The organism is Bacteroides caecigallinarum, assembly GCF_021531075.1.
Taxonomy (GTDB): Bacteria; Bacteroidota; Bacteroidia; order Bacteroidales; family Bacteroidaceae; genus Phocaeicola; species Phocaeicola caecigallinarum_B.
This window is the reverse complement of the sequence record NZ_JADYTJ010000030.1, coordinates 15,824-42,030: the sequence shown is the minus strand read 5'-3', so window position 1 is coordinate 42,030 and position 26,207 is coordinate 15,824. Positions and strand designations below refer to the sequence as shown.

The 26,207-nt window shown below is 38.2% G+C and carries 24 protein-coding genes, 1 tRNA gene and 3 pseudogenes; 15 read left to right on the top strand and 13 right to left on the bottom strand.

Going from position 1 to position 26,207, the window contains the following annotated elements; all coding sequences use genetic code 11:
- Window positions 1-50 precede the first annotated feature (50 nt).
- The 13 genes and pseudogenes from I6E11_RS09355 to I6E11_RS09295 all read left to right on the top strand — a co-directional run bounded on the left by I6E11_RS09355 (window position 51) and on the right by I6E11_RS09295 (window position 10,691).
- Complete coding sequence (locus I6E11_RS09355; protein ID WP_235337784.1) at window positions 51-572, top strand: hypothetical protein; 522 nt, start codon at window positions 51-53, stop codon at window positions 570-572.
- Window positions 573-768: 196 nt separating this feature from the next.
- On the top strand, window positions 769-1,068 hold the full coding sequence (locus I6E11_RS09350) for a nucleotidyltransferase family protein (RefSeq protein ID WP_177603638.1): 300 nt from the start codon (window positions 769-771) through the stop codon (window positions 1,066-1,068).
- Window positions 1,061-1,402 carry a HepT-like ribonuclease domain-containing protein gene (locus tag I6E11_RS09345; RefSeq protein ID WP_235337783.1) on the top strand — a complete coding sequence of 114 codons (342 nt, stop codon included), beginning with the start codon at window positions 1,061-1,063 and terminating at the stop codon, window positions 1,400-1,402. The genes I6E11_RS09350 and I6E11_RS09345 overlap by 8 nt, the downstream gene beginning before the upstream one ends.
- 324 nt (window positions 1,403-1,726) lie before the next feature.
- Window positions 1,727-1,832 (top strand) — tRNA-Met (locus tag I6E11_RS09340).
- A gap of 616 nt (window positions 1,833-2,448) precedes the next feature.
- A complete protein-coding gene (locus tag I6E11_RS09335; protein WP_204352736.1) occupies window positions 2,449-3,942 on the top strand; it encodes a tyrosine-type recombinase/integrase in 1,494 nt (497 codons plus the stop codon).
- 13 nt (window positions 3,943-3,955) lie between these two features.
- Window positions 3,956-5,206, top strand: a complete 1,251-nt coding sequence (locus I6E11_RS09330; protein WP_072529586.1) for a DUF6043 family protein — start codon at window positions 3,956-3,958, stop codon at window positions 5,204-5,206.
- Window positions 5,207-5,387: 181 nt separating this feature from the next.
- Window positions 5,388-5,705: a DUF3853 family protein gene (locus I6E11_RS09325; protein WP_022020166.1), complete on the top strand. Its 318-nt coding sequence runs from the start codon at window positions 5,388-5,390 to the stop codon at window positions 5,703-5,705.
- Window positions 5,706-5,710: 5 nt separating this feature from the next.
- Window positions 5,711-7,069, top strand: a pseudogene (locus tag I6E11_RS09320) (VapE domain-containing protein); the annotation flags it as partial.
- 154 nt (window positions 7,070-7,223) lie between these two features.
- Window positions 7,224-7,571, top strand: a complete 348-nt coding sequence (locus I6E11_RS09315) for a hypothetical protein (RefSeq protein ID WP_072529588.1) — start codon at window positions 7,224-7,226, stop codon at window positions 7,569-7,571.
- 50 nt (window positions 7,572-7,621) lie between these two features.
- Window positions 7,622-8,020, top strand: a pseudogene (locus tag I6E11_RS09310) (hypothetical protein); the annotation flags it as partial.
- A 475-nt stretch (window positions 8,021-8,495) separates the two neighbouring features.
- Window positions 8,496-8,897 (top strand): plasmid mobilization protein, encoded by a 402-nt coding sequence (locus I6E11_RS09305; RefSeq protein WP_072529590.1) that lies wholly within the window; start codon window positions 8,496-8,498, stop codon window positions 8,895-8,897.
- A gap of 14 nt (window positions 8,898-8,911) precedes the next feature.
- A pseudogene (locus I6E11_RS09300) lies at window positions 8,912-10,123 on the top strand (relaxase/mobilization nuclease domain-containing protein).
- 25 nt (window positions 10,124-10,148) lie between these two features.
- Complete coding sequence (locus I6E11_RS09295) at window positions 10,149-10,691, top strand: hypothetical protein (RefSeq protein WP_235337781.1); 543 nt, start codon at window positions 10,149-10,151, stop codon at window positions 10,689-10,691.
- 109 nt (window positions 10,692-10,800) lie between these two features.
- Here I6E11_RS09295 and I6E11_RS09290 read toward each other — a convergent pair whose 3' ends face one another.
- The 8 genes from I6E11_RS09290 to I6E11_RS09255 all read right to left on the bottom strand — a co-directional run bounded on the left by I6E11_RS09290 (window position 10,801) and on the right by I6E11_RS09255 (window position 18,745).
- Window positions 10,801-11,106, bottom strand: coding sequence for a tellurite resistance TerB family protein (locus I6E11_RS09290; protein ID WP_162617761.1), 306 nt, complete (start codon window positions 11,104-11,106; stop codon window positions 10,801-10,803).
- Entirely contained in the window at window positions 11,103-13,751 is a 2,649-nt protein-coding gene (locus I6E11_RS09285; RefSeq protein ID WP_072529594.1) for an AAA family ATPase, read from the bottom strand. The genes I6E11_RS09290 and I6E11_RS09285 overlap by 4 nt, the downstream gene beginning before the upstream one ends.
- Window positions 13,752-13,753: 2 nt before the next feature.
- Entirely contained in the window at window positions 13,754-14,818 is a 1,065-nt protein-coding gene (locus I6E11_RS09280; RefSeq protein WP_072529595.1) for a DUF1848 domain-containing protein, read from the bottom strand.
- Between the two features lie 82 nt (window positions 14,819-14,900).
- Window positions 14,901-15,530 (bottom strand): GIY-YIG nuclease family protein, encoded by a 630-nt coding sequence (locus I6E11_RS09275; protein WP_072529596.1) that lies wholly within the window; start codon window positions 15,528-15,530, stop codon window positions 14,901-14,903.
- A 117-nt stretch (window positions 15,531-15,647) separates the two neighbouring features.
- Complete coding sequence (locus tag I6E11_RS09270) at window positions 15,648-17,252, bottom strand: RNA/DNA-binding domain-containing protein (RefSeq protein ID WP_235337780.1); 1,605 nt, start codon at window positions 17,250-17,252, stop codon at window positions 15,648-15,650.
- On the bottom strand, window positions 17,249-17,464 hold the full coding sequence (locus I6E11_RS09265; RefSeq protein WP_008767280.1) for a helix-turn-helix transcriptional regulator: 216 nt from the start codon (window positions 17,462-17,464) through the stop codon (window positions 17,249-17,251). The genes I6E11_RS09270 and I6E11_RS09265 overlap by 4 nt, the downstream gene beginning before the upstream one ends.
- Window positions 17,465-18,050: 586 nt before the next feature.
- Window positions 18,051-18,515, bottom strand: a complete 465-nt coding sequence (locus I6E11_RS09260) for an amidohydrolase family protein (RefSeq protein ID WP_235337779.1) — start codon at window positions 18,513-18,515, stop codon at window positions 18,051-18,053.
- On the bottom strand, window positions 18,512-18,745 hold the full coding sequence (locus tag I6E11_RS09255) for a DUF2007-related protein (RefSeq protein ID WP_235337778.1): 234 nt from the start codon (window positions 18,743-18,745) through the stop codon (window positions 18,512-18,514). Before I6E11_RS09255 ends, I6E11_RS09260 begins: the two co-directional genes overlap by 4 nt.
- A gap of 209 nt (window positions 18,746-18,954) precedes the next feature.
- Here I6E11_RS09255 and I6E11_RS09250 point away from each other — a divergent pair, with 209 nt between their 5' ends.
- On the top strand, window positions 18,955-20,202 hold the full coding sequence (locus I6E11_RS09250) for a glutamate-5-semialdehyde dehydrogenase (protein WP_235337777.1): 1,248 nt from the start codon (window positions 18,955-18,957) through the stop codon (window positions 20,200-20,202).
- Window positions 20,203-20,305: 103 nt separating this feature from the next.
- Entirely contained in the window at window positions 20,306-21,268 is a 963-nt protein-coding gene (locus I6E11_RS09245) for a Rossmann-fold NAD(P)-binding domain-containing protein (protein ID WP_235337776.1), read from the top strand.
- A gap of 84 nt (window positions 21,269-21,352) precedes the next feature.
- On the opposite strand, the gene uraH is transcribed toward I6E11_RS09245, so the two are convergent.
- The 5 genes from uraH to I6E11_RS09220 all read right to left on the bottom strand — a co-directional run bounded on the left by uraH (window position 21,353) and on the right by I6E11_RS09220 (window position 26,167).
- Window positions 21,353-21,769, bottom strand: coding sequence for a hydroxyisourate hydrolase (gene uraH / locus I6E11_RS09240; RefSeq protein ID WP_235337775.1), 417 nt, complete (start codon window positions 21,767-21,769; stop codon window positions 21,353-21,355).
- Window positions 21,770-21,910: 141 nt separating this feature from the next.
- Complete coding sequence (locus I6E11_RS09235; protein ID WP_235337774.1) at window positions 21,911-22,687, bottom strand: glycosyltransferase family 2 protein; 777 nt, start codon at window positions 22,685-22,687, stop codon at window positions 21,911-21,913.
- Window positions 22,680-23,942 carry a glycosyltransferase family 4 protein gene (locus I6E11_RS09230; protein ID WP_235337773.1) on the bottom strand — a complete coding sequence of 421 codons (1,263 nt, stop codon included), beginning with the start codon at window positions 23,940-23,942 and terminating at the stop codon, window positions 22,680-22,682. Before I6E11_RS09230 ends, I6E11_RS09235 begins: the two co-directional genes overlap by 8 nt.
- Window positions 23,943-24,046: 104 nt before the next feature.
- The gene (locus tag I6E11_RS09225; RefSeq protein ID WP_235337772.1) at window positions 24,047-24,955 is read right to left on the bottom strand and encodes a glycosyltransferase family protein; all 909 of its coding nucleotides are present in this window, start codon (window positions 24,953-24,955) and stop codon (window positions 24,047-24,049) included.
- A gap of 111 nt (window positions 24,956-25,066) precedes the next feature.
- Window positions 25,067-26,167, bottom strand: a complete 1,101-nt coding sequence (locus tag I6E11_RS09220) for a hypothetical protein (RefSeq protein WP_235337771.1) — start codon at window positions 26,165-26,167, stop codon at window positions 25,067-25,069.
- Window positions 26,168-26,207 lie beyond the last annotated feature (40 nt).

The window sequence follows — 26,207 nt, the reverse complement described above, 5'->3', positions numbered from 1 at the left end:
ACTCTATCATATCTATAAAGAAATAAAGTTACTGTATTAATTAAAAACAGATGAAAACGACAATTACATCCATTGCTATATTTTTTATCCTGTCAGCTTACAGTATGGGACAAGACAAAGTAAAACAGGATTCCATTATTGATACCGCCATGCAAGTAGCAGATACTATTGGCACACGAAAAACACTTAATGAAATCCGTTTTGATGGTTGGGAAAGAAGCGAATGGTTGGATAATGAATACATCCGTACTTTACGTAAATACTTGGATGATTATAATAATGGCATAGTCAGTAACCCTGTATTAGACCCATATAGAGAACAGATAGAAGGTCAATTTGTTGTTTATGATATTAACCCATACTTGTTAGGCGGCGCTCTTATTAGAATCACATTCCTTGATATGCCTGATAGAGTATTCAGCAGTTGGATATATAGCAACGTAGATGAAAAGAAAGAGATTGTAGAAAACTATGAATTTCGCTCTATCAGCATAGAGGAAGAAACAACAGACATGACTAAAGAAGATATACTGCAAGCTATAAAGGAGATGGAAGGACTAAAACTTTGGTAGATAAATATTTATCTGTCCAATTTTTCTTCCTGCTCCTCTTAAAAGGAATTGTAGTATATACTGAAAATTAGACATGGGAAACATGGAGTACCTTTTTTGAAGATATTCAGTTTTATAGGGAGGATTCAGAAAAAGTCCTTATAAATAGCATATTATAGCATAATTTACTATATTTGCATTATAAGCAAGTCCGTTTATGAAACTGATAGAAAACAACATACAGAAGATTGTCGCTTTGTGCAAGAAGTACAAGGTCAACAAGCTGTTTGTGTTTGGCTCAATACTTACTGACCGCTTTAACGAGGATAGCGATGTGGACTTGGTTGTTTCTTTCAACAAAGCAGAGATAAGCGACTATTTCGACAACTACTTTGATTTCAAATACTCGTTGGAGGAATTGTTTGGCAGGGATGTTGATTTGCTGGAAGAACAGACTATAAAGAATCCATATCTGAAAAAGAATGTGGATGCAACAAAAGCATTGATATATGGATGATTTGATAAAGAAACACTTGCAAGATATTCTGACAGCCATTGAAGAAATAGAAAGTTTCTTTGGCGACAAGCCTAAATTGTTTGAGGACTTTTACAGCAATCTCTGCCTTAGACGTGCCATTGAACGGAACATAGAAATTATAGGCGAAGCGATGAACAGAATCTTAAAGACAGATAGAAATATCGCTATCACTAATTCACGCAAAATAGTGGATGCAAGAAACTATATCATTCATGGATATGACAGTTTATCGGCTGATATTCTTTGGAGCATGGTTATCAATCATCTGCCGAAACTGAAAGATGAAGTAAAGGCTTTATTAGCTAATGAGTAATACGCTTATTGATACAGAGACAACTATTAAGATATAGAACCTATTCTACTTACAGAAGACACCAATAATCCTCTATATGCGGATATTCTCAAAACAGGAATACTGATATAAAGACAGATTCACTTATTGGGATAAATATCCCATCAATAAACTTATTCTATCTTGATATAGAGGAAAAAATAAATGTAGCCACCAAACAATAAGCCATAATCATTGTATAAATCTGCAAGAATACCTATCTTTGCATTAAGAACGAATGTTGACTGATTGTTGACTAATTCATTCCGAATAGAGTTTATTAACCTGTTAGCAATGATGTGCAAAGGACTTGTAGCTCAGTTGGTTGCATAGGAAAGCGAAGCTTTTCTATGCCGTAGAGAGCAACAGACTCATAATCTGGAGGTCCCTGGTTCAAGCCCAGGCTGGTCCACATTGAAAATCAGGCAGTTAGCAATTCGCTGACTGCTTTTTTTATGTGCTTGCGTAAACAATGCGTAAACAAACTGTTTGAGTTGATTATGTTTACAAATAGAATTTCTATGAAGTTCCATGTAGTCCTATAAACATTACTCATTAATATATGTAGCTAATGTAGCTTCTTTGGCGGTTAAATAAACTCAAATATATTCTATTTTCACTTTGATTTATAGAATAATATTGTATTTTTGTATTGCGTAATGCATTTGTAGCAAGCCATGACCATTATAATACTCTTTTTTTAGAAAAGGAAAGTGAGTTTGCTTAACTATCGTGGGTAGGTTATCCCATTCCGATGAATCAATGCGTAGAGGGAGTACCAGTCGGAGGGTACTCTATATAACAAACGAAACGCGAGAGTTACTTCAGGGGTTGAGACCGATTAGCATAAGCCCGGTTACCATTCAGCGACAGAGGTTAACGAGATTGCACCGCTGCATATAACAACAATGTTTTTATCCGTCTAAGGGTAATGGCTCTGTGGTTATATGCAGTGTTTTGTGTATGTATGCCTCACATTGCAAAGCGTCTGTATTCAGAGGTTATGTTGAACATAAACAATGAATGCAATGGAAAAACTGACAAAATCCATGTCCCTTTTCAAAGAACGTAACTGTTCTGTTTCTATCGTGTTGGACTCACGTACTCGCAGAAAAAATGCGTATGAGTTTCCATTATCTCTTCGTTTCACGGTAGACCGCAAATTTTTTTATTTCACAGTTGGAAGTTCTTTTACTGAAAGAAAGTTTTCAGATATTTGTAATGCAACTAAATGTAAGAGCGAGAACTACAGACTTCAAAAAGAGTGGAAAGATACACTTATTCCCAAATACAAAGAAATTCTGATGAATTTGAATAAAGGTGGTATTCTGACATTTGAAATGGTACGTCAATGTATCATGGGAGAAGAAGTCGCAACACCCAATGAAGAAACAAATAAACCACAATCTTTTATTGGCATATGGGAAGAAATCATTAGTGGATTACGAACAGACGATGATGGTGCACGCTTTACTACAGCAGAGAGTTATGAGTGCGCACTCAAATCATTAAGAAAGATACTCGGACCAAATATGATTAAAGGATTTTGCATTAGTGCAGCAGAAATTCAGAAGTGGAAGGACGGAATGCATAATGGGGTAAAAGATGAGAATGGGAAGATAATAGGAAAAATCAGTGATACTACCGCAGGGATATATTTACGCTGTTGTCGTGCCGTATGGAATAAGTGTGTACATGAAGGCTATCTCAAAGATGTTCCTTATCCTTTCTCTAACAAGAAGGAGAAAGGGCTTGTAAGTATTCCTAAGAGTGCAAAACGCAAACAAAGTTTCCTGAATGTTAATCAAATGACAGAACTATATAACCTCTTTGTATCCAAGAAATATCCCGAATATTGGTCAGAAGAATATACCAAACGCGCTCACTACTCATTAGGATTGTTTCTTGCCCAGTATTTGTGTAATGGGTTCAATATGGCAGATGCAGGGCGATTGACTTACGATAATTATTATTATCAGACACATGGCAAAGCTTTCCGCTTCAACCGTAAGAAAACTTCCCGAAGAAGTACTGATGGTTCCGAAGTAATCGTTCCTATCATACCTCCTTTACAATATATTTTAGATGAAGTGGCTGCACCTCCGACCCGAGGCGGTTTGGTCTTTCCCCACATATTAAAAGGAGCTGAAACAGAAGAACTGCGTCGCAAATATACGATGCAGGAAAACTCTAATGTGAAAGACCGTATCATCAAAATATGTCACGAAGCACTGAATTGGGATAAATCCATCTGTCCGTCTGGTACATGGTGCCGTCATTCGTTTGCCACGAACCTACATAATGCCGGAGTAGATATGGATTATATTTCTGAAAGCATGGGACACGCTTCTTCTGATCATGCAATCACTCAAATATACATTGAGCACTATCCACTTGAAATTCAGATGGAAAATAACTCAAAGCTGTTGAATTTGACAAAAACTTCTGAAAGAGATTTGTTATTGGCAAAACTGACGAGTATGTCCACTGAGGATTTATCCAAATTGTTTAAACGACTATAATACGATTTTAAGGATGATTCATTTCATAGAGAGAATAAGGGACTATTTTACTAGAAAGGATTGTGCTGATATGGCTATTCGTACTTGGAAATCCGCCAACGAAGAATTGTATGCCAATTTCTGTAAACGCATGGATGCTGTTGGAAAGGGTAACTTATCTGTTTTGACAGATATGTATCAGATGATGCGGGAATGTACACCGTCAGAAGCTTTGCTGTTATATAACTGGCTTTCTGAACTTATAAACGGAAACGGCAAAAATGTACAGAATATAGCCAATCAACAATGGGCCGGTAAGTATACAGATATTATAGCCCAATGTATTACCAACAAACGGTTATGGATAGGCATAAACATAAAAACGGCTACGGTAGAGCTACTCACATCCCCAAAGTCAGAATTACTTATGGTTCATTCCAAAACACCTCTTGAAATTTGGAGTCGTTTGCCACAGGAAACAAAAGCCTATTTAACTGGACAGTTGGATGTACTAATGAGAAACAACAAAGGATACTATCTGTTAAGCAATCTTGAAAGAAAAATGGTGTATCAGTTCTTGACGTACATTTCCCAAATCATCGTCCTATCCCACGCCGTGTTTGTTGGAGAGTTTGTGGCTAACCTGTACGATTATGTGATAGAGAAAAAGGAGGCCTTAAGTTATTGTATGTACTATTTCGTAATATTTGACCACGGCCTTTCACGTATGGCTAAGTTACTTGACCGTCTGTTGAGTAGTGAAGAAGTTGATAATGGAGATATGCTTCTGATAAAATCGTGTATTGCTTTGCTTGTTAATAAAAGCATAGAGATAGGAACTGAAAGTAAAGCCGAATGGGAAGCAACGGCTGAAGTATGTAATCCGGATATTTGGAAAGAAGTTATGTTTGCCTTGCGAAAAGTGAAAGGTAAACGTGGAAACAGAAAAATAATACAATCATTGGATGACATCCTTATTGGGGATAAGGAACGTATCAAACAAGGCATTTACTCTTTTCTTGAAGAGAACACCGAAGATATAAGCCTTGCCTATTTATTGAAAGCTCTGGTAAAAGCTGGAAGAATGAAGGCTTCTATAAGATACATGACATTTCATCGTGCCATCGAACAATTCTACCAGCGACATTACGGACATGACATTCCACAGAAAAGATATGGTGAAATCAAAGACATTACATTGACTTCACCTCAAAGAGGAAACAGTTATATCAAAGCAAAACGGATAATAGACCGATGGACAGATTATTTTATAAAAAACGGGTAGTTGGGAAATCCAGCTATCCGTTTTTACTTTCTGTAAATATCTGTTGTAAATCGGTCGGTTATATTAAGGTATAAATAAGCCGACCAATACGCTGAGTTTCATACAATACCTTTGCTTGTGAAATCGGTTTCACAGAGTTAAACCGAGGCTTAAAGTATTCAATAACTAAACAAATAAAGGTATGGAAGAAAAATTCAATCTAAACCAGTTGCTCCAAAAGCCCATCGCTATGATGACCGGCGAGGAACTTTGTTTTCTAATTACAAAAAGTGTAGAGTCCACAGAAAAAGCTACATCCCCAATAGCTCCAAAAGGCAACTACTATGGAATAGAGGGTATTGCCCGTGTGTTTGGATGTAGTGTACCTACGGCTAATCGCATTAAAAAGAGCGGTATAATCGACAAGGCTATCACACAGATAGGACGAAAAATCGTAGTGGATGCAGACCTTGCATTATCGCTGGCAAAGGAATCGGGTGGTATCCACATTAAAGAGTAAACAGTATGAAAGAGAATTGGAAACAGCAGCTGGCAACAGACAGCTACGGGAATCTTTTCCGCTCCATAAGCAATTATAGGCTCATCTTTACATCGGATGAAAACTTGAGCATGATAAAGTACGATACCTTTTGTCAGGATGATATATGTTTCTGCTCTTTATTCCATAATGTCAATGGCAATAAAATTGATGAAGAGTCAGTTGGAAAGATACAAGACTATCTGGAAAGGACATACAAATTATATCTGACGCAAAATAAGATATTTGAAATACTAAAAACAACCTCTTTGGAACGTGGTTTTAATCCTGTACAGGATTTTATTACCCAAGAAATATGGGATGGGCAATCCCGTATAGCCACAACTATTATTGATTATCTAGGAGCGGAAGATACTCCACTAGTAAGGGAACAAACAAAGTTATGGTTTGTAGCGGCTGTTGCCCGGGTTTTTACCCCCGGTTGTAAGTTTGACAACGTATTGACTCTGCCTGGTCCCCAGGGCATAGGAAAAAGTACCTTTTTCAAAACCATCAGTGGAAAGTGGTTCAACGATTCGTTCTCTTTTGCCAGTGGTGACAAGGAGAAGGTAGAAACCATAACCAATGGTTGGATTATAGAAATAAGTGAGTTGAACGGTTTAAAACGGGCAAATGACGCAGAGGCAGCCAAAGCTTTTCTGAGCCGCTGTAGTGACTTTATGCGTCCTGCATACGGACATAAGGTAGTGGAATTTATGCGGCACAATGTCTTTGCAGCTACTACTAATGAAACAAATTTCCTGCAAGGTGACAATGGAAACCGTCGCTGGTGGATAATCCCAGTTAAAGGTAACGGTCATGTATCAGAATGGTTGGATATTTTACAACGTACTGTTCCTCAACTTTGGGCAGAAGCATACGTCTATTATCGGCAAGGAATGAAACTTTACTTAACACCAGATTTAGAAATCAAAGCAAATGAGGTACAGGGGCAACATTCCAACATTCTTGTTGACCCCATCATGGAAGATTTGGAAATGTATTTGGAGCGTGAGATCCCCATCCAATATGCAAGTTGGACTATTCCTAACCGATTGGCTTATCAAAAAGGAGCATACCCAGATTCCAACTTCAAAATGACCACACTCAATATGGTTTGTGCCCGGCAGATTATAGAGGAACTACCCAATGATATAGTCAGGCGCAATCCGTCTAAGTACACATCACAATATATTAATCGCCTGATGTCTATGATTCCTAATTGGAAACGGAGTGATCAGGAGAAGGTCAAGGGGCTGCACCCTGCATATTGCGACAAGACTGGACGGACAAAGCATCCTTGGGTGAGAGTAGATACGCCAGGCGAAGAAGCCAGTACAACATTATTATTGTGAACAGAATTTACCATTCAAATTAAGGGAAAAGACAAATATCATGTCCCTTTGTCCCTCTTTCCCTAAAAAAATAATAAAAACAAAAAGTAGATAAAAAGAAAGTTATAAGATATGCATGGGACATGGGACAAAATGAATTGACTGTATGAAAAAGGAAGAGCTAATCAAGCAAATACAAAAGTATGAACCACTACTGGCAAATGCGGTCAGCCATATGGTGGAGTATATTCAAGACAATTATTCTGCAGCATATCCAAGCAAGGTACAAACCGAAGCTGTGAACGATTATCTGCGGAGTGTTTATGCTGACGGAGATGGCAGTATGTCAGAAAAGAATTGTGAACACCGCCGTATCGCTTCACATAAAATCACGATTGCTGCTATTCCTGTTTTGGATAACTACCAACTTGATAAGCTGCAAAATGTACTTGACCATATAGCCTACGACAAGGAATATTATATGCCAGATAGAGGATATGGAATGCACCGTTAACTTTCTCTTTTGGCTGCACTATTTATAAAAGATCTTCAAATAAACAGACTATGAAATCAAATTTGAACTATTGTATTGTACTTTCGTCAGAGCAGCTTACGTATCTGTCAGAAAGTAAATACGGCATTGACCGTATGAAGATTCTGCACCGCCTTATTGAAAAGGCAGTATTGAAAGAAACTAAGTATGCCATAAAAGGCTTCTCTACGACTTTGCTAGTGGGACAAGCCGTCCTTTCGGAAGTAGAATTGTCCAGCAAATTGGGCTATGATAAAAAAACTGTATCCCGTGTACTTGACAAGATGAACCAGTTAGGAATTGTCACATCTACACAAAGCAACCGGACAAGCATCCATACGCTGAAATGTATATCGGCATGGATGCAGGACGGCAACCGAATTGACAATCCTTTCTATGTCCGTTTAAAAGACAGACCTGACGATATGGAAGGAATGCCTGTAAACTCAGTTAAATGATACGGTTAGTATTTTGTCTGTGTTCCATAGTAAATTGGGATAGCCATATTGAAGAAGATTTTCTCAACTATAAGAATCAAGAATGGCATAAAACAAATATAGATACAAAACTTTGTAATGGTATACTTTTGTATTGACACAAGTAATACCTACAGTTTTGATAAGATAGTTTTTTTTACCCTATTGTTTGTTATATATTATGCTTCTGTTTTACCACAAACTATAGCAGAGGAAAAATTCAGTGAAAAATATTTAGAGTAAATGTCAAGTATAGCAATATCTAAAACGTAACGTGTCCAGAGCGATTATGTGTGGTATTGCAAGAAGTTCCTATGTCGCACAAATTCGCTAAGCTCATTCGTACTACATAGGCATTTTTCGGCGGTCGCAAGCTCCCACCGTGTTGTACCTTTTAAATTAAAGACCACTTATAAATGTATAATAAAACATGAAAAAGAAAATCGATAATAATACCAATGAAGAGAATAGCAAGAATGCCAAGAAAATTATAAGACGTAACCTGCGGCTTGAAGCTCGTGTAACAGAGAAGGAATATTTCCAAGCCACAGAACTAGCCAAAACCTGCGGTTTGTCCATAAGTGACTACATACGCCGTACAGCTTTGGGGCAGCATCCACGACAACGACTGTCTGAGCGTGAAATAGAAGCCCTATGTAGTTTGGCAGATGCAAGGGGTGACCTTATCCGTATTGCAGCAGCCGTTAAGTCCATACAAGCAGATAAACGAGCCATGTATTTTAGTGATACCAGGTTCGTGGAACAATGGATGATCGCAGCAACGCAACTAATTAATCGCTGGAACCAGATAGAAAATTACCTTACCGAATAATTTACTTACCCATTATGATAGCAAAGGCCTCTACCATATCACATGGAGCGAATGCCATAAGATATTCCGTCAACAAAGAGAAAGCGGATATAGTAAAAGCCAATCTCCTTCCAGATAATATTTCTCCGGAAGCAATGTATGGGTGAATGATGCTTGTTCAAAAAAAATATGCTGAGAAAATCAATAAGGGCAGACCGCTTGGCAGGAACGTGATAAGAATTGAAATTTCCCCATCCGAGGAAGAAAGCCGGGGATGGACAATGGACGATTGGTTACGTTTGTCAAATGAGTTCATCCGCGTATTTGATTCCATAGATCTCTCTGGTAAGACCAAGAGGGCTTCTTCACAGCATACCAACCTCAAGAACTCTCAATACATCGTAGCTCTACACCGGGATTCCCAAAGTGGCATTCTCCACCTACACATTGATGCTAACCGTGTGGATATGGACGGAAAAATCAATGATAGCCATAAGATTGGCGAGAGGGCTATCATGGCTGCGAACATCATCAACGAGAAACGGGGCTGGATACAGTCTGAAGAAATAGGCATACACCATAGGCAGGAAATTTCAAACATCTGTATAGAGATACTTCGCTCTATGGAAAAATTCAGCTGGCAGCAGTATGAAACAGAACTGAAAAAAAAAGGCTATAAAGTGCATTTACAAGAAAAAGATGGAGGCGGAGTTTATGGCTATTCCATTAAGCGTGGTAACTCCACCTATAAGTCGTCCGTGTTGGGTATCGGGAGAAACCTGACCCCTTCAAAAATAGAGACTACTTGGGCAAAACTTCATTCGCAGAAAAGGAAATTTGAATCGAAAGAGCCTACTTCCCGACAAGCACGGACAACTGACAGGACTTCTGTTATACAACCTTCAACTATTTCACAGCCGGTTATGAAACATTATGAAATAATGACAGACGAATATCACAAATTCCACGTGGAGATACCCGAAGCCGCAGACAATATCATTCGTCAAGATTGTTCTTTGGAGGATGCCCATCCATTTGCTAAGATTGAAGAGATACAGCACACGGCTCTTTTGCTTTTTGCCGGATATTTGGATGCCGCTACAAGTATGGCAGCATCAAGTGGTGGAGGCGGTTCTGAAACAGGTGGTTGGGGAAGAGATAAGGACGAGGATGAACTTGAATGGGCACGCCGCTGTGCAAGAATGGCAAATAGTATGTGCAAACGTAAGAAAGGACTTCACAGATAAATTAACAATCAAAAAAACATGAATCATGGGAATTAGAAAATCAAAAATCACACCATCAATAAACGTTGATGATATGTTGAAAAAAGCTGAAATCAGCCATGAAATAGAAACTGAGAAACTGGATGTCGATAAGAGGCTCAAAGAAATATGTGAAATAAAAGAGACTTTGTTGAAAATTCAACAAAACCTTCAGGATGCCATTAAAGCCGAAGGTAATGCTTCAGTGGTGTTGAAGAAGGCTATCAGTAACTCCAATAGCATTGTTAATGGCATTTGCAATGCTATTGTAAAAGCCGAGCAAAATACAGAATTTAGAGCAACTATAAAATCTGAACATTTTGCCCAACTTCAACAACTCCTAAACCTGTCTGTCAAAACATGGGAAACCATGTTGGAGAATCATCGTTCCGAACAGACGAAAATGTTAACGGACCATGAATCTAATATACGCAAAATTCTCAAACGAAATGAAGGTATCTGGTTCTCAGATTTCTGGATGAAAGTTTTGGTGATATTTTTGTTCGTTTATACGCTGGTATTAGGATTGATTGCATATTGTGCCACTTGAATCCTCGCACGTTAATATAATAACATTCTATTATTCAATGTTATTATAATTATTTTTCCTTTTTTATTCATGTAATATTGATATATTACTAAATGCACTAAAAATACTGTCAAATAAAAAATCGGTTTATGATTTCTGTTTCCTTAGGGTGTATTATTCCATCTGCTTCAACCATTCCAACGAATAAAACCTTAGATAGAATTTTATTCTCATCAGTCATTCCACTGATTATAAGTTTAGTTTGTATATCATCAATATTGGAAATGTCCTCTATATCATTGATTGTTATGGAAAAATCACTATATGTTTTATCCATGTATATCTCCTCTTTGGGATGAATGATACCATCTGCTTTCATAATGTGTGAAAGAACTTTTATGATGGCGTATTTTTCTATTGTTGTGAAATTATTCATAATGTCTGGTTGTAGAAGAAGTCGTGATAGGTATCATTACCAATGTTAATTATATACATGTTTTCTCTTGCACGGGTTATCGCCGTATATATCGTTTGTGGCGACATTGGGCGAAATGTCGTATTATGCAAAATAAGATCACTCTCTAGAATAACTATAACTGAAGGAGATTCCCATCCCTTGAAACTTTGTATGGTAGATATTTTTAAACAACGTTTATCTGTCGTAAACAATTGCTTTCTTGTTCGTTCAAGTGCCTCAAAATCTCTATTAAATTTCCAGTTGGCTATCTTTTCATCATTAACCTGATGTATTTGCTTTAACCGTTCAAGAACTTCGTTTGAAATAAATGTTATTTCTGTTTGTTCGTTAGTCTTTTGTCGATAAAGAATGTCAATATTGCGAAGCAATTTTGTTGACGAAGCAAGTATAACAAAGTCTTTTGCTTCGTTATTGTCATTGGAAATGATGTTGATAATATTAGTTACTATGGACTCAAAGGAATTATTTTGTCTTAAATCAATATAGGTTAAAATTTGGAAGTTGAATGTATTTAACATGGCATTCTCCGCAGCCATATCATCGGTAGGTAAATTTGCCATAAATTGCGTTTGAAATGCTGTGGCAAGATTAGCAAGGCGTGGATTAGTAAATCTTCGGCTGGTTGTTAATTGCCGATTCCACTGTCCCCCAATAATGCCTAAGCGAATGTCTCCATTTGTATCTAAAGGTCGTTGATATACATTTTGTTTGGGATCTCCAAACACTACTAGTTCACCATTAGACTCTAAGAGAAAATTCCGCATGACGATACGAAGCCATTCCGTAGTATAGTCTTGAACCTCATCAACGAAAATAGCAGAATATTTCTTATGATTTGGGGAGTTATCAAAGAAAGTTTCGTCTTGATATGAGTCAAATTCAACATGTAACTTACATTCTGCAGCACGTATTCTAAAGAACTGATGATAAGGATATATGTCTATTTTTTCCCATGAGAAATCCTCCCGAATTTCGGATAACCTAAACTTCAGATAATTTGCTAATGTAATGTTATAGGTTAACACTAAGACATCACCTCCAGTACGTTTCATGGCATTTACCGCTCTAAAAGCAAGTACTTGAGTTTTTCCAGAACCAGCGACACCACTTATTTTCTGTTGTGTTATACTACTTTCCGATAGTCGCTTCTGTGCACCAATAGGTTGCATATCAATGCGTCCTTCCTGATATGAATGCCAGGATGGAGATATTATTCTAGCCAATTTCCTTCTTACTACATCGTCAAAAGTATTGTTGTTGTATAGGAAACCTATGGTAGTATACAAATTTTGTGATATTTCTCTATTATCAATAATCTCCCTACCGAAGATAAAGGTAAAATTAAAGACGTTATTCTGATATTTAAAAAATTTTTTTATTTCGTCAATAGAGTTCTCTGAGAACACAACCGCCTTTTTGATAAGACTAAAATTCCGACTATCTTCAATGGTACTCATCAAAAGTTCTTCTATACCATCCTTAATGCTCAATTGACATACACTAATAAGGTCAATGGGAGATTGATATAGTTTCCCATGTACATTTATTTCCTTTTTATCTTCTGATAATGTACACTCATTTAAGTCCTCCTCGAACACGTTCAGTAGAAGAATCCCCTTATTAGGTCTAACGATAATAAAATCTACAGACACTTCGTTTACTACTGCATCAATATACATTATGTCATCCACAGACAGAATATTCTCAAGTCTCCATGCGACTCTTGCTTTTTGATATGATAGCACATGATTCTGTATCTGCAAACGTAAATCATATTCATTATATATTGCCTCGTGCCTCTCATTCACTAGATCTAATTTGTTAAGATCAATTGTTGCACCATTGTACTCAAAACATCTTGTCATACAAGTATAGGGATGCGCTGTTCTTCTTGTGCGTGCATAACGTACACTATTTATCTGGCTAAAATAATTTTGTTCTCCAAAAACAGAACAGAACTTCTCAATTCTATACGCAGCACCATTTTGTGGACCAATACATAAAACAAAGTGTTTTCCGTGTGCAGATGCCACCATCTTTGCAACTTCCCCCAAGTCAATAGAAGTCACATCCAAAATATTAGAAAAAACATGGATGATATTATTGTATCTATATCCAATAGAACTAAGAGTCTCACCTTCTGCTAATCCGTTTGCTGGAAGAAAAAGGTTCTTTATATCTATTTCAACTGTGCCATTCGTAAGAGTTCGGATATTATCGTTGGCGCGTTCAATTGCATTACTAGAAGGCTCAATAAGCGTTACTTTATGTAACCATTGAAGTAAATGATGCTGCTTTAACACTTCAATTATGGTAGCTGAACCTATACCTTGACCACATCCCCAATCAACTATCTCAATACTCCCCTGAATATCGTCAAATGGAAAATTCATCATTGCGGCACGGCACTTGGTTACATGCATATCGCCATATGCAGACATATAACAATTTAGAGCCACATCACTTGCTAATAGATTTATGCCATGCTTTAACTCTGGATGTGTCCAAGGTTTTCCCTTATATTCTTCGGGCAAAGCATTGTGACAATAATCAATAATGTCATCAATACTATTACATTTATTTATATCTTCTGCGTATGGCATAATTATCTTCCTGTTATTGTTTCTGCAAATCTATTCTTTAGATGCTGTTCCCAATTTTGCAATGCCAATTGTTTGGTGGTGTTGGCATAACAGTATTCACAAAGATGCGGACAAGTGTTGTATTCACCAATGTCTTTAGAGGCCATGCACTCACAAAATGGTCGCTGTCCTTGGTCTTTCTTGTGTTTACTGATGAAGTAATGGTTATGAGGCAGGAGTATCGCTCCATTGGGTAACTCTGGATTGCCAAAGAACATTGGTTCTGGAACGTTCTCTATCTTTACATTCATGAATTTCATCAGATCCTTGTCATTCCATGCCAAACGAGTAATCAGATCTCCGTCTATGCAGCGATTGTGTTGAATGCCATATTTTGAAATATCTATTTTTTCACCACAAGTTGCTAGTTGGAAGTTCCAGCCACGCTCACGATTCATAATAGACAGTTTGTCGGCAAACTCTTCCATTTGCTCTATATTCCACTCATTGTATGATATGCCACTTACTTCAAGATTATGTTTCACTTTCTTGTACATGGTAATATCTGCATAGCTGAATACCAATTTCTCTGTGTAATCTTTTAGTTGATCACCAATATTTTGAACTTTCCATAGCAAGTCATCTACAGATATGTCATTTGTTAGCATCATGGGGTCAAACCGCCAAATAACAGCACCTTTACCAAGTTGCTCAACAAGTAACTTGAATGTTTCTATGCGTTTAGCAAGAGAAGGTACTTTCTCTAACTTCTCTTGTTCGTAATCATTCAGGGTATATTGAACATAGCACTTAATGTTACGCTCTTTGAGGATATGCAGATATGGCAACAATGGTTGTGGGTTCTTTGACCAAAATACAATGAAGCGAGTATTCTCATACGAGACATAAGACTTTACGCCGTTGAACGGATTTGTCCAGACAGAATACCCCTTTTGTAAACGATGGAAAAACCAATCAGCATAGAATGCCGGAATGTCGGTACTCCTACTTGCAGAAATAATGAGGGGAGCTTGTGCTTTTACAGGTAGTCCATTAATAATGATGTCTGTACGTTGCCATGTTGCCATAATAAATTAGAAGCTTTTGAATGTTTCTTTTATCTTTTTTATTTTCTTCTCTTCTGCCATTGGCATACTCTAGAGTATGCTTTCACTCTTCAAATGGATATGTTTCGTCATAGACTTCACTTAGAAGACGATCGTTGAAAAGCCAGTGTGGCGTCGGCTGTATATGTTTGACTTTGTAGCCTTTTAGCTTAGCAGAAAGTGCACTGATAGAAGTTTCTTCTCCTTGATAACACACTTTGCGCTCTGAAAGAATGGTGACAGAAATTGATGGGTCATCTTTCCAGATGAGAACATCGCCTTTCTGCAATCCCATCTCATAGAAATTGAGCGGTGGACGTTTTGCATGTGCTTTTGTGCTGGCAGCTTTGTCCTCATCTGTGAGGTCGTTCTGTATCTCGTCTGTCACTTCTTCCGTCACATCTTCATGGTGGAAAAGTTCGAGTATGGCTTGCGCCTGTTCCACGTTGATACGGAAGAACTCACGGTTCTGATTGATACGCTGAGGGTCAAAGGCTTTATGAAGGGCTTTTTCAATTTTGAGACAGTCACTTTTCTTAACCTTGCACGCAAATTTACACTCAAACGGTACGGGAACTCCTGTTGTATATAATTCCTTCATACGTTTGTCGATGTCTTCCTGTGTGGTCATACCTATTTTTACAAGTCCTGGCATCACAGGGTTTGTCAGAAGATAAACTATTCCGTATTCCATATCGTTTTTTAGAAATTAGAGATTATTGTACGGTTTGTTGTTGTTTGTAATGAAATCAAGAACTTTTTCAAATTTGTACATCAGTGTTACCGTTCTTGTTGGTGAATATATGTGAACTCATTTTTTACTTCTCCTATATTTTTGATTGCTTGCATTGGGATGCTCGGGATTGGTCATTTCGAGATAGCCAGCCTCGACAAGAGCCATGATGTATGTTTGGATATTCTTGCTATGATATGTCACACCAGCCCTTTCAAGAATTTCTTTGCTGCTACGTGGCACACTGCAGAAGTTTACTATATCCCTCTGTTTATTTGTTATTTTAGGACGTTTAGTGTCAGAGTCAGCATTGAAAGTGTCAGAGTCGGACTCTAAGCCAGTGTCAGAGTATCTATGTTTAGTGTCAGAGTCAGCATTGAAAGTGTCAGAGTTGATGCCTAAGTCGGTGTCAGAGTGTCCAAGTTTAGTATCTAAGTTACCATTGACTTGGCTACCCTCCGGTCTATTTATAGTAATTACAAACTCGTTAGTTCTGTCATTGTTGGTGAATGAAACTTTCATATCCTCAGATAAGGCACGAAGCATACCACTACCTGCTCCTGTGTAGGGGAGCAAATGGATGGCATTTGTGAAGAGGAACATATTGCGTGGCATGGATGTACCTACAACAATATCATCCACGCTAAGCCCATTAGGGAGAATTCCGGGGCTGTGTATCTCCACCCTGTCATCAAAGATGAATATACGGATAGGAGCAGTCGCATTCAGCGAGCGATGTACCAAAGCATTTACGGTGAACTCAACAAGGCTGATGTATGAAATCTCCAATACTCCTTGCGAGTTAAACTCTTTTCCAACTTGTATATGGCGCAAGTTCCGGGTGAAGAAATCCATAATAGTTTCAAACTGATGAAGCAGATTTCCTTCAATGTCGGCATCATTCACCTTATCGCGAAATTGTGTACCTCCAAGATTGTTGCCCACAAAACAAATGCACTTTGCTGTCATTGCAGGAAGCCAACGCTGAGTGTACTTGCCAAACAGCAACATTGCAGCCACTGTGATTTTTCCATCGGGTCGGATGAAACGTAGGTTACGCAGCAGCTTCTCCCCATCGTGCCCACTAGCGATAGCAGAACAGACTGCATCTAAAGAGGTCTCGCGGAATGCATCACCCACCAAACCTTTTCTCACCAATACTTTTTCAAACTTGTTGCTTAAAAAGATTTTGATGGTATTCTCGTCCAAGTCCTTAATCGTAGCATCCCGAACCCCAGCTTCATCAGGCGAGAAACTGCCGCAGTCGGTCATCATTTCGGCAAGTTCGGCATTATCGAACACCTTGCGCTTGTCGGCACCGTTCTTCACCCACACAATACCCCGATTGTCGTGGTAAGGCTTATTCACCCCTTCTTTAATATGAACCACAACAAGGCTTCCGCCATCCACGGAAATAGTTTCTACATCAACAAGGATGGTAGGAACAACATTTTCTGATGCGATGTTGCTAAGTGTGTTCGTGGTTTCCTGTACTTCCAGATATGACAAAGGATTGAGACTGCCGGTTTTGTCCTTCACACCAACGACCAATGTTCCACCACGTGCATTGCTGAATGCCACCAATTCGCAGCCGATGTCGTAGCTATCAAGGAGCCGTTCTTTGAACTGCATCTTACTGACTTCGCCAGACTTTATCTGTTGGATAATATCTATTTCATTCATTTTTTCAAATGTTTTTGGTTGAGCAGTCTACCTGCATCAATATTCAAAGCTTCTGCTATTCGCAGGAGGTTTCTTGCGTCAGGCTGCATGGTATTCGTCACCCATTTGGAGACAGTAGCCCTGTCTTTCCCTAATTGCTCTGCCAGCCACTTACTACTTTTTTGCTCTTCGGCAAGCACAATCTTCAGCCTGTTAATCATTTCTTTTTCCATAAAAGACATTCCTTTCGGTGTAAAGGTACAAATAAACCCAGAAAATCAAGATGAAATATATCAAAAAAGAGCATTTATACAACAAATAATTGGTTATAACGTCAACAAGAAACCTACATTTACTAATAACCTTATTTTGTCGCAAAAACACAAATTACTTACGACAGCAATATGGCTTATGAAAAGCAAAAAGGGTACTTAGTATAACTCCGGATGGGAAACTGGCAGTTTCATACACTTGTTTCTGCGTAAACAATGCGTAAACAAACGGTTTCAGTTATGGATATTTAATGAGTTTTATAAGAAATAATAAAATTCACAACTGCTTGATATTCAATTAATATTGATAAAATGAGCTATAGTAGAATATCATTTTATCGTTCTCATAATCTGGAGGTCCCAGGTTCAAGCATTGGCTGATCCCCAAAGAAAAAGAAGCGTTAATTGCACAGAATAAAGCAGTTAACGCTTCTTTTTTGCTTCACATAAGTTCAGATCAGCTCCAAACAATAGAATTCATCTGTTATTCATCATTTAAAGAATAATATCGATTTGAGAGGTGTAAGGAAAAATGAACCGTATGTTCCTACTCCAGTTTGAAACTTCTTAGAATTTCTTTTGCTAGAGATAGGTCAGACTTGCCACATATAATTGATATATAAAAACTGCATGCGTTGTCTTTAGTGGTAAGATATGAGTAAAGACATTGGTCGGTTTCGCATGTTCCTGTAATGTATGCACCGAAAAAATGAATCAGTTCTATTGGGGAGATTTCGGATGTTTGTTTCAGATTGTCTTCTTGGGTGATGTGCTTTAAATCGTCAATTAGTTCTTTTTCTTTTAATCCGTCGCCGTAAAGTAATTGAATGTTTATGGATATATCGGAGTTGCTTATGGTTAAGCTTTCTTCCGAATCGTCTTCAATAATAATATCGGCCGGTGCCAGAAAAGTTACCCCATATGATTCCCACGATGTGGGCTTGAGGTTTTTGGCACTGACCGATATCACTGATAGTAAAAGTATTATAAATGTGGAAAATATTTTGTTCATGCTTTCTTTCTTTCAGCTACTACTTTCTTTGCATATACTTCCTCTTCCTTATTGACCATTACTAAAACTTCTCCTCCCATGTCAGAGTATGGAGATGTAACGGCTGATAGTGTTTCATCTTTTATCATGGCTTGAACACCTTCGGACTCCAACAAGCCTTTTACTAATTCTGCTTCCCAAAGATTGCCCCGGAAAACTTCTGTCAATGCATCATAATTGAAATCTGCCATAGTATTTGTTTTTTAATGGTTAATAATTATGTTCATTCTCTCTGTGATATTTCAAAGTTAAGTTTTTTTCTCCTTAAAAGCAAATAAATTGTAATGAAACATGTCAGAAATATTATCTTTTTTATTTGTGAAAGTTTTTTGAACGGATTTAACTCGTTTTCAAATATTAATGATATTTTTGCAAATAATGAATTGAAAAACGGAGTAATATGAGACTAAATGAAACTTTTCAGGCAATAAAGCTTGCTTCGCGTAAGTTGGCTCTGATGAATGAAAAACTTATTAATGATATTATTACGGCTGTTGCTGACGCAGCTATAGAATATAGTGATCCTATTTTGAAGGCTAATGCTATGGATCTTGCACTGATGGACCCTTCGGATCCTAAATATGACAGACTTAAATTGACCGTTTCGCGTATTGAAGATATTTCGTCGGATATGAGGAATGTGGCAAAGCTCCATTCGCCATTGGGTAATGTGTTGTATGAGGATGTAAGACCGAACGGACTTAAGATAAAAAAGGTAAGTGTTCCTTTTGGTGTCATTGGAGTGATTTATGAGGCCAGACCTAATGTGAGTTTTGACGTGTTTTCACTATGCCTGAAGAGTGGTAGTGCATGTATTCTTAAAGGGGGAAGCGATGCGTATAATTCTAATAAAGCCATTGTTGAGGTAATACATGCTGTGCTTGATAAATTTGGTGTGGACAGGAATGTGGTCCAACTGTTGCCGGCAGACAGAGAGGCTACAACAGAATTGTTGCATGCCAATGATTATGTTGATCTTATTATTCCTCGTGGAAGCAGCAATCTGATTAATTATGTACGTAAGGAATCCACAGTTCCGGTTATTGAGACAGGAGCCGGAATATGTCATACTTATTTTGATTTGGCAGGAGATGTGGAGAAAGGAGCAAGGATTATAAATAATGCCAAAACAAGAAGGGTGAGTGTATGCAATGCACTTGATTGTTTGATTGTTCATGCCGACAGACTTTCGGATTTGCCCCAGTTATGTAAACTTCTTGCCGACAGCAATGTGGTGATTTATGCCGATAAACCGGCATTTCAGGCTCTTGAGGACTGTTATCCTTCTGAACTATTGAAACCTGCTACTAAAGACAGCTATGGAACAGAGTTTCTTGATTATAAGATGTCTGTAAGGACTGTTAGCGATATTGAGGAAGCTGTTACCCATATCTATAAATATAGTTCAAGGCATAGCGAGTGTATAGTTACGGAAGATAATAGGGCTGCCGGTTATTTCAGAAAAGCGGTAGATGCAGCATGTGTATATGTAAATGCTCCAACTTCGTTTACTGACGGTGCACAGTTTGGTCTGGGAGCGGAGATTGGTATTAGTACCCAGAAACTGCATGCCAGAGGTCCTATGGGATTAAAGGAAATTACAACCTATAAATGGTTGATTGATGGTGAAGGACAGATAAGAAAATAATATCAAAATAGAAAATATATGCAATAAATCTATGAAAAAACATGATTTATTGCATTTTTATAGTATTTTTGCGTTGAAAAACTAATTAATATACATTGTGATTATGAAGACATATACAAACGTATTCGACTTGGGTGACTTGAAGACAGCATTGGCTGAGGCTTTTGAAATAAAAAAGGACCGTTACAAGTATGAAGCACTGGGAAAACATAAAACTTGTCTGCTGATTTTCTTTAATAATAGTCTGCGTACTCGTCTTAGTACTCAGAAAGCTGCACGAAACTTGGGAATGGATGTTATTGTGCTGGATGTGAATCAGGGAGCATGGAAACTGGAAACTGAACGTGGAGTTGTTATGGATGGTGATAAAAGCGAGCATTTGCTTGAAGCTATCCCTGTAATGGCTTCGTATTGCGATATTATAGGTGTACGTTCTTTTGCGCAGTTTGAAAGCCGCACTGATGATTATACAGAAAAAATTCTTAATCAGTTTATCAAATATTCAGGAAAACCGGTTTTCTCTATGGAAGCAGCTACAGGTCATCCTCTTCAGGCCTTTGCCGATTTGATAACTATCGAGGAATATAAGAAAAAAGACCGTCCTAAGGTGGTACTTACTTGGGCACCACATCCAAAGGCGCTTCCACAAGCTGTTCCAAACTCTTTTGCTGATTTCATGAATGAAGCTGATGTGGATTTCGTAATCACTCATCCTGAAGGATATGAACTTGACCCTAAATTTGTTCGTGGGGCAACAGTAGAGTATAATCAGTTGAAGGCATTCGAGGGTGCTGATTTTATATATGCCAAGAACTGGGCGTGTCCGGGAGTGACTAATCCGGCTGACTATGGAAAAGTGCTTTCCAAAGATATGTCATGGACTGTTGATACCGAACATATGAAGGTGACAAACAACGCTTTCTTTATGCATTGTCTGCCTGTGCGTAGAAATATGATTGTTACTGATGATGTGATAGAGGCACCTACATCATTGGTAATACCGGAAGCTGCCAATCGTGAGATTTCTGCTACTGTAGTATTAAAGAGAATGCTTAAGGCTTTGTAAAATATAGATATGTTGTTTAAAAAGAGAAACTATTATTAATGTTGTTCTATTGGTATTAATAATAGTTTTTCTTTTTTATGTGTATCAGTTTCCTCTATAAGTTGAATATCCGAAAGGTGACAGTGTGATTGGTACATGATAATGGCTGTTGTCCTTTATTTCGAATACAACTTCAATAAATGGATAAAATGACTCTTTGTTCTGTAGCTTGAAGTATGGTTCTGTGTAGAATGTAAGTTTGTATATACCTTTGTTGTCGGATTTTTTATCTTGTGGGAGTAAGTCCTTTACTCTTCCGTTTTCGTCTGTGGTTTTCTCGTCAATTAAAGTCCAATTTTGTTTGTCATTCATTTTGGACAGACTTATTTTCACATCTTTTGCCGGGGATCCCGTGTTAATATCAAGAATATGACTTGACAGTTGATACTGTTTTTCTTGTGAAAAAACTTGTAGGGAAAACAACAATGTGAATAATGTCAGTAGTGATAAGATTTTTCTCATAAGCTTTGGTTTTAGATGGTTAATGAATTACTTATGAGACAAAAATATATAAAACTGTAATTATTACAAATTTATTATTATCATCTTATTTGTTTTTCGGATTTATTAAGATGTCTTTTCAACTGTCTTTATTAGATGTGTTTATTTCTTTATTATTGCTCTTACTACAAACCATAAGTGATGGGCAATAGTAGAAACGTATCCGTAATGATGACACATTATTCTGAAACGTTCCATAAGGGATTTCTTATGGTTACGTGTAGTCATTCCTTCATTAAGATAGTCTATTACGGTGAGTCCTGAGTTATGGATATTCTTGCTTTTTTTCATAATGCGAATGCACCAGTCAAAATCGGCAGAGAAGCGGTATTTCAGATTATATGGTTCGTCTACAGCCAGTTCGCGACGTGCAAAGAATGCCTGATGACATACCAGCATACCTTTCTTGAAACTTTTCCATGTCAGAACTTTTGGAGATGACAGACGGCGCATCCTGATGAAATGTCCGTTTTCGTCAACTATCTCTGTTTCTCCATAAATTACATCGGGCAGTGTATCTTCCTTAATGCTGTGCACCATGCATAATAGTGTATCGTCTTCGTGCAGTTCGTCGCCTGCATTTAGAAAGCACAGATAGTCACCTGTTGCAAGTTTAATCCCTTTGTTCATTGCATCATATAGGCCGTTGTCTGGTTCACTTACAAGATGTGCTATATGTTGTTTGTATTTTTCTATAATGTTAAGGGTATTGTCTTTCGAACCACCGTCAACTATAATGTATTCTACATTTTTATACGACTGTGTAATGACACTCTGTATAGTGTCTTCCAGTACTTTACCAGCATTATAAGTTACTGTTATAATGCTGAACCTGGGATGTAGGTGTTGTATATGGTGGTTTGGGGCGGTGTTATGCATTTTTCCCTGTTAGCTTGTTGTATATCTGTAGATATTGGTGTGCAACTGTTGTTTCTGAATATGTATTTACAGCCTTACGGTGTGCCTCCTCGCTCAATGTCTGGTAGTCTCCATCGGTGAGTACCCACTTTATACCATTTGCCAGGTCGGAAGCAGATTTGTATTCGGCCACATATCCATTGTGCAGATGGTCTATCATCTGCGGAATGCCTCCTGTCTGGAATCCTACACATGGAATACCGCATGACATGGCTTCTACAATGGTATTAGGCAAATTGTCCTGTAATGATGGTGTGACGTATATATCAACTGAATTGTATATGTCAACCAAATCCTTTTCACTTTTCACATAGTTCATGGTATATATTGGGAATGGAAAGAGTGATGTACACTGTTCCGAGTGTGAGCCTAAGATAACTACACCAAGTTCTTTGCTTAGTTCCGGACTGTTTTGTGTCAGAATCTTGCATGCCTCAATAAGATAGTCTATTCCCTTACGTTTGTCTGTTATTTTTACCGAACCAAAAAGTAAGAGTTTCTTGTCCTGAGGTAAATTAAGTTTTTCCCTTGCCTGTCTCTTGTTACGAGGCATGAACAGGTTGGTGTTTATTGCATTAGGTATGCTGGTTATATTCTGAGTATTGATTAATGCACTGTTTTTTGCTATTTCTTCCAACCAGTGGCTGCATGCTACAAAAGTTATGTTGGCGTTTGAGAATATCTTCTGTTTCTTTTTGAATATTTTATAAGATAAGTCCTTTTTATGTGGCCTTAACAACAACTCGCAGTTATGGCACTGGCTTTCGTACTTTTTGCATGCTCCGGCATAGTGGCATATTCCAGTGAAGGGCCACATGTCGTGCATGGTCCATACTACAGGCTTTCCTGATTTCAGAATCTTGTCGATGTCATTAAGAGAAAGCATTCCCTGATTTATCCAGTGCAGGTGAATTACGTCTGCCTGAACAAATTCGTGTAGTTTGGTGATGTCTGTTCCCGTATTTGCTATATCCACGGCAAAGAGATTTCGTCTGGTAAATCCGTTTGCTATCCATATGACAATGCGTTCCCAGGCGAATTGCCATATTCTCCTCCATGAACTCTTCAGTGGAATTACGGTTAGCTGCTCTGTCTGCTTGTTGCGGACAAGCATTTTGGTTTTTATACCGTTGTTCTTTAGCGCATCCATCAGTCGGCTGGCTGCAATGGCTGCACCTCCTATACGTTCTGCCGTGTTTATGATTAGTATTCTCATTGTCGGGAATTTTTTGCAAAGATAATGCTTACTGACCTTTTTTATCCCAAATGATGCAGGAATAATTAATGATAATATAGTTAAAAACGGCATCAGAGCCTATTTTATCTGCCGAAATCGCCTTTCAAAGTACGTTTTATTCTTCTTATAGCTTTTGCCATGAATGAATTTGTTCGTGCATAGTATTTCACGTAAGCCATCCTGGCTTCTTCGTTTTCTACTGTCGGAGTGATTTTTTTCACTTCAATTTTGTCCATATAAAGATTTGAAGAATATAGTCCGCCACCGCCACAATTGGTCCCGCTTCCGTCGAAACCTTCGTTTTGTACCAGTGATTTACCAACGTTCAACGAAAGGATATCATTAAGGAAAAGTGATGCATTCCATCTTATAGCCCAGGAATTGTTCTTGCCTTCAATCTGGCGACGGAGCATACGCGTGTATCCGTATTTCCCATTGAAATCGAAGGTATATGTCAGTTTTCTGTCTTCGAGTTCTTTTAGAAGAGCCTTTCCGTCTGGATTGAAATATTTCCATGCACGTTCCCATGTAGCCCATCCCCAGCTCCCGGTCCATTTTATGAGAAAAGTATCTGGCAGTGAAGGCTCTTGGGTGAAATCACATCCTTGTATGTGTCCCACTCTTTCTTCGTTCTTGTAGGTTTCTAGTGCATCGTTCATGAACTGAAGGAAATATGGTGCAGTAATAAGATCATCTTCCAATACAATGACTCTACCATATTCTTTCACACGTGTGGTTACACCGTCAATTATACTTTTGGCAAGTCCCCAGTTTTCCTCTCTTACAATGATGTTTATTTCCTTGAACCCGTTTATGGTGTGTATGTATCTTCTTACTTCGCTTACGGCGCCCTTCTGTTCAGGGGTGCGTGCTGCATCGGAATATATATACAGTATGCTTTCGGCAGCGAGAGTATTGCGTTGCAGAGCTTCTACTGTCCGGCGTACGTGGTCTGGACGGTTGAAAACGAAGAGGAGTATTGGGGCATTCATGTTTCTTTGAGTTTGTTAGTTCTTAAGTTCTTTGGTTACAAGTTAACAATGTTTCTATCTGGACGCATAACCTTGAATTTGAAGTCTTGTTAACTTGTAACTGATACCTTGTTACCTGATAAAGCAGAGTCTGTCTGATATCTTGTTATACCATTTATAAGGTCTTGCCTTTCCGGCTTTTCTTTTTTCTTCCAGACAATTGGCAAGCGACTGTACCGGAGCATCGAAGAATAATTCTTTCAACACCTTACGTTGTTTTGCCAAAAGTTCCTGATATAAATCCGGATTATTTTCCAACTTGTTTATCAGACTTACCATCTGGTCCATTGTCTTTACGTCGCACTCGTCTATTATCAGTTCGTGGTGTGTAACTTCATTCTTGTTCATTATAGCCAGTGTTCCTAAGGAAACAGCCTCTGCCACAGAGTTCCCGCGTATATGTCGTCCTCCCATCTTTATGAAATATTTTGCATCATATATACTCTTCAGATTGTCGAATATACGCTGTTTGTGTAGAATTATCTCATATCCTGCGTCTATAAGAGGTTGGAAATGTGCGGGAGCCTTTGTTACGGGACGTTCTGTAGTAGAATTGATTTCCATAAAGATACCTTTATTTTCCGATTCTCGTCCCAGATGGTTATGCATGATTTTCTGCAGGGTGTCCGAACTGAGGAATGTATATGGAAAATCCATAATGCCGCATTTCCTGGATACTATTCCTCTTGCCATCTGGTTCATTGTGACATCGTATCCGAAGTGTACGCTTCCCATAGCCATGTTGGCTTCGCCTATCATATATGTGAAAAGTGTCTGCGGGTAGGTTCTTACTACAGATGTCGGCAGACTGACGTTAATGGAAATCACTACATCGTATTTACTCCAGTCTATAGCGTGGCAGTCTATAGCGAATTTACCGTTAGGGTATGGACTACCGGGTTGTTTGAATTCCTGTCCCGGAATCTTGTCGAGTGTCTCAGTCTTGAGCAGATACAGATGCTTGGCTATGTGCGGTATTACTTTACGGTAAATCTGTGTTTCGTACTCCGGCTCTTCTTTCACTATATAAAAGTCGGCATCGAGTTCTGCCATAAGGCCGATAGGTCCCACTCTTCCCATTGATGAGAAGAGAATGTTTGCCGCGTTTTTCTCTGTTACAGGGCAGACATAAAGGTCCTGATATACTTCTTGTTTGACTAATGCTATTTTCATAATGGGTGTGAAGTTAATAATAAATAATATCAGAAAGCAC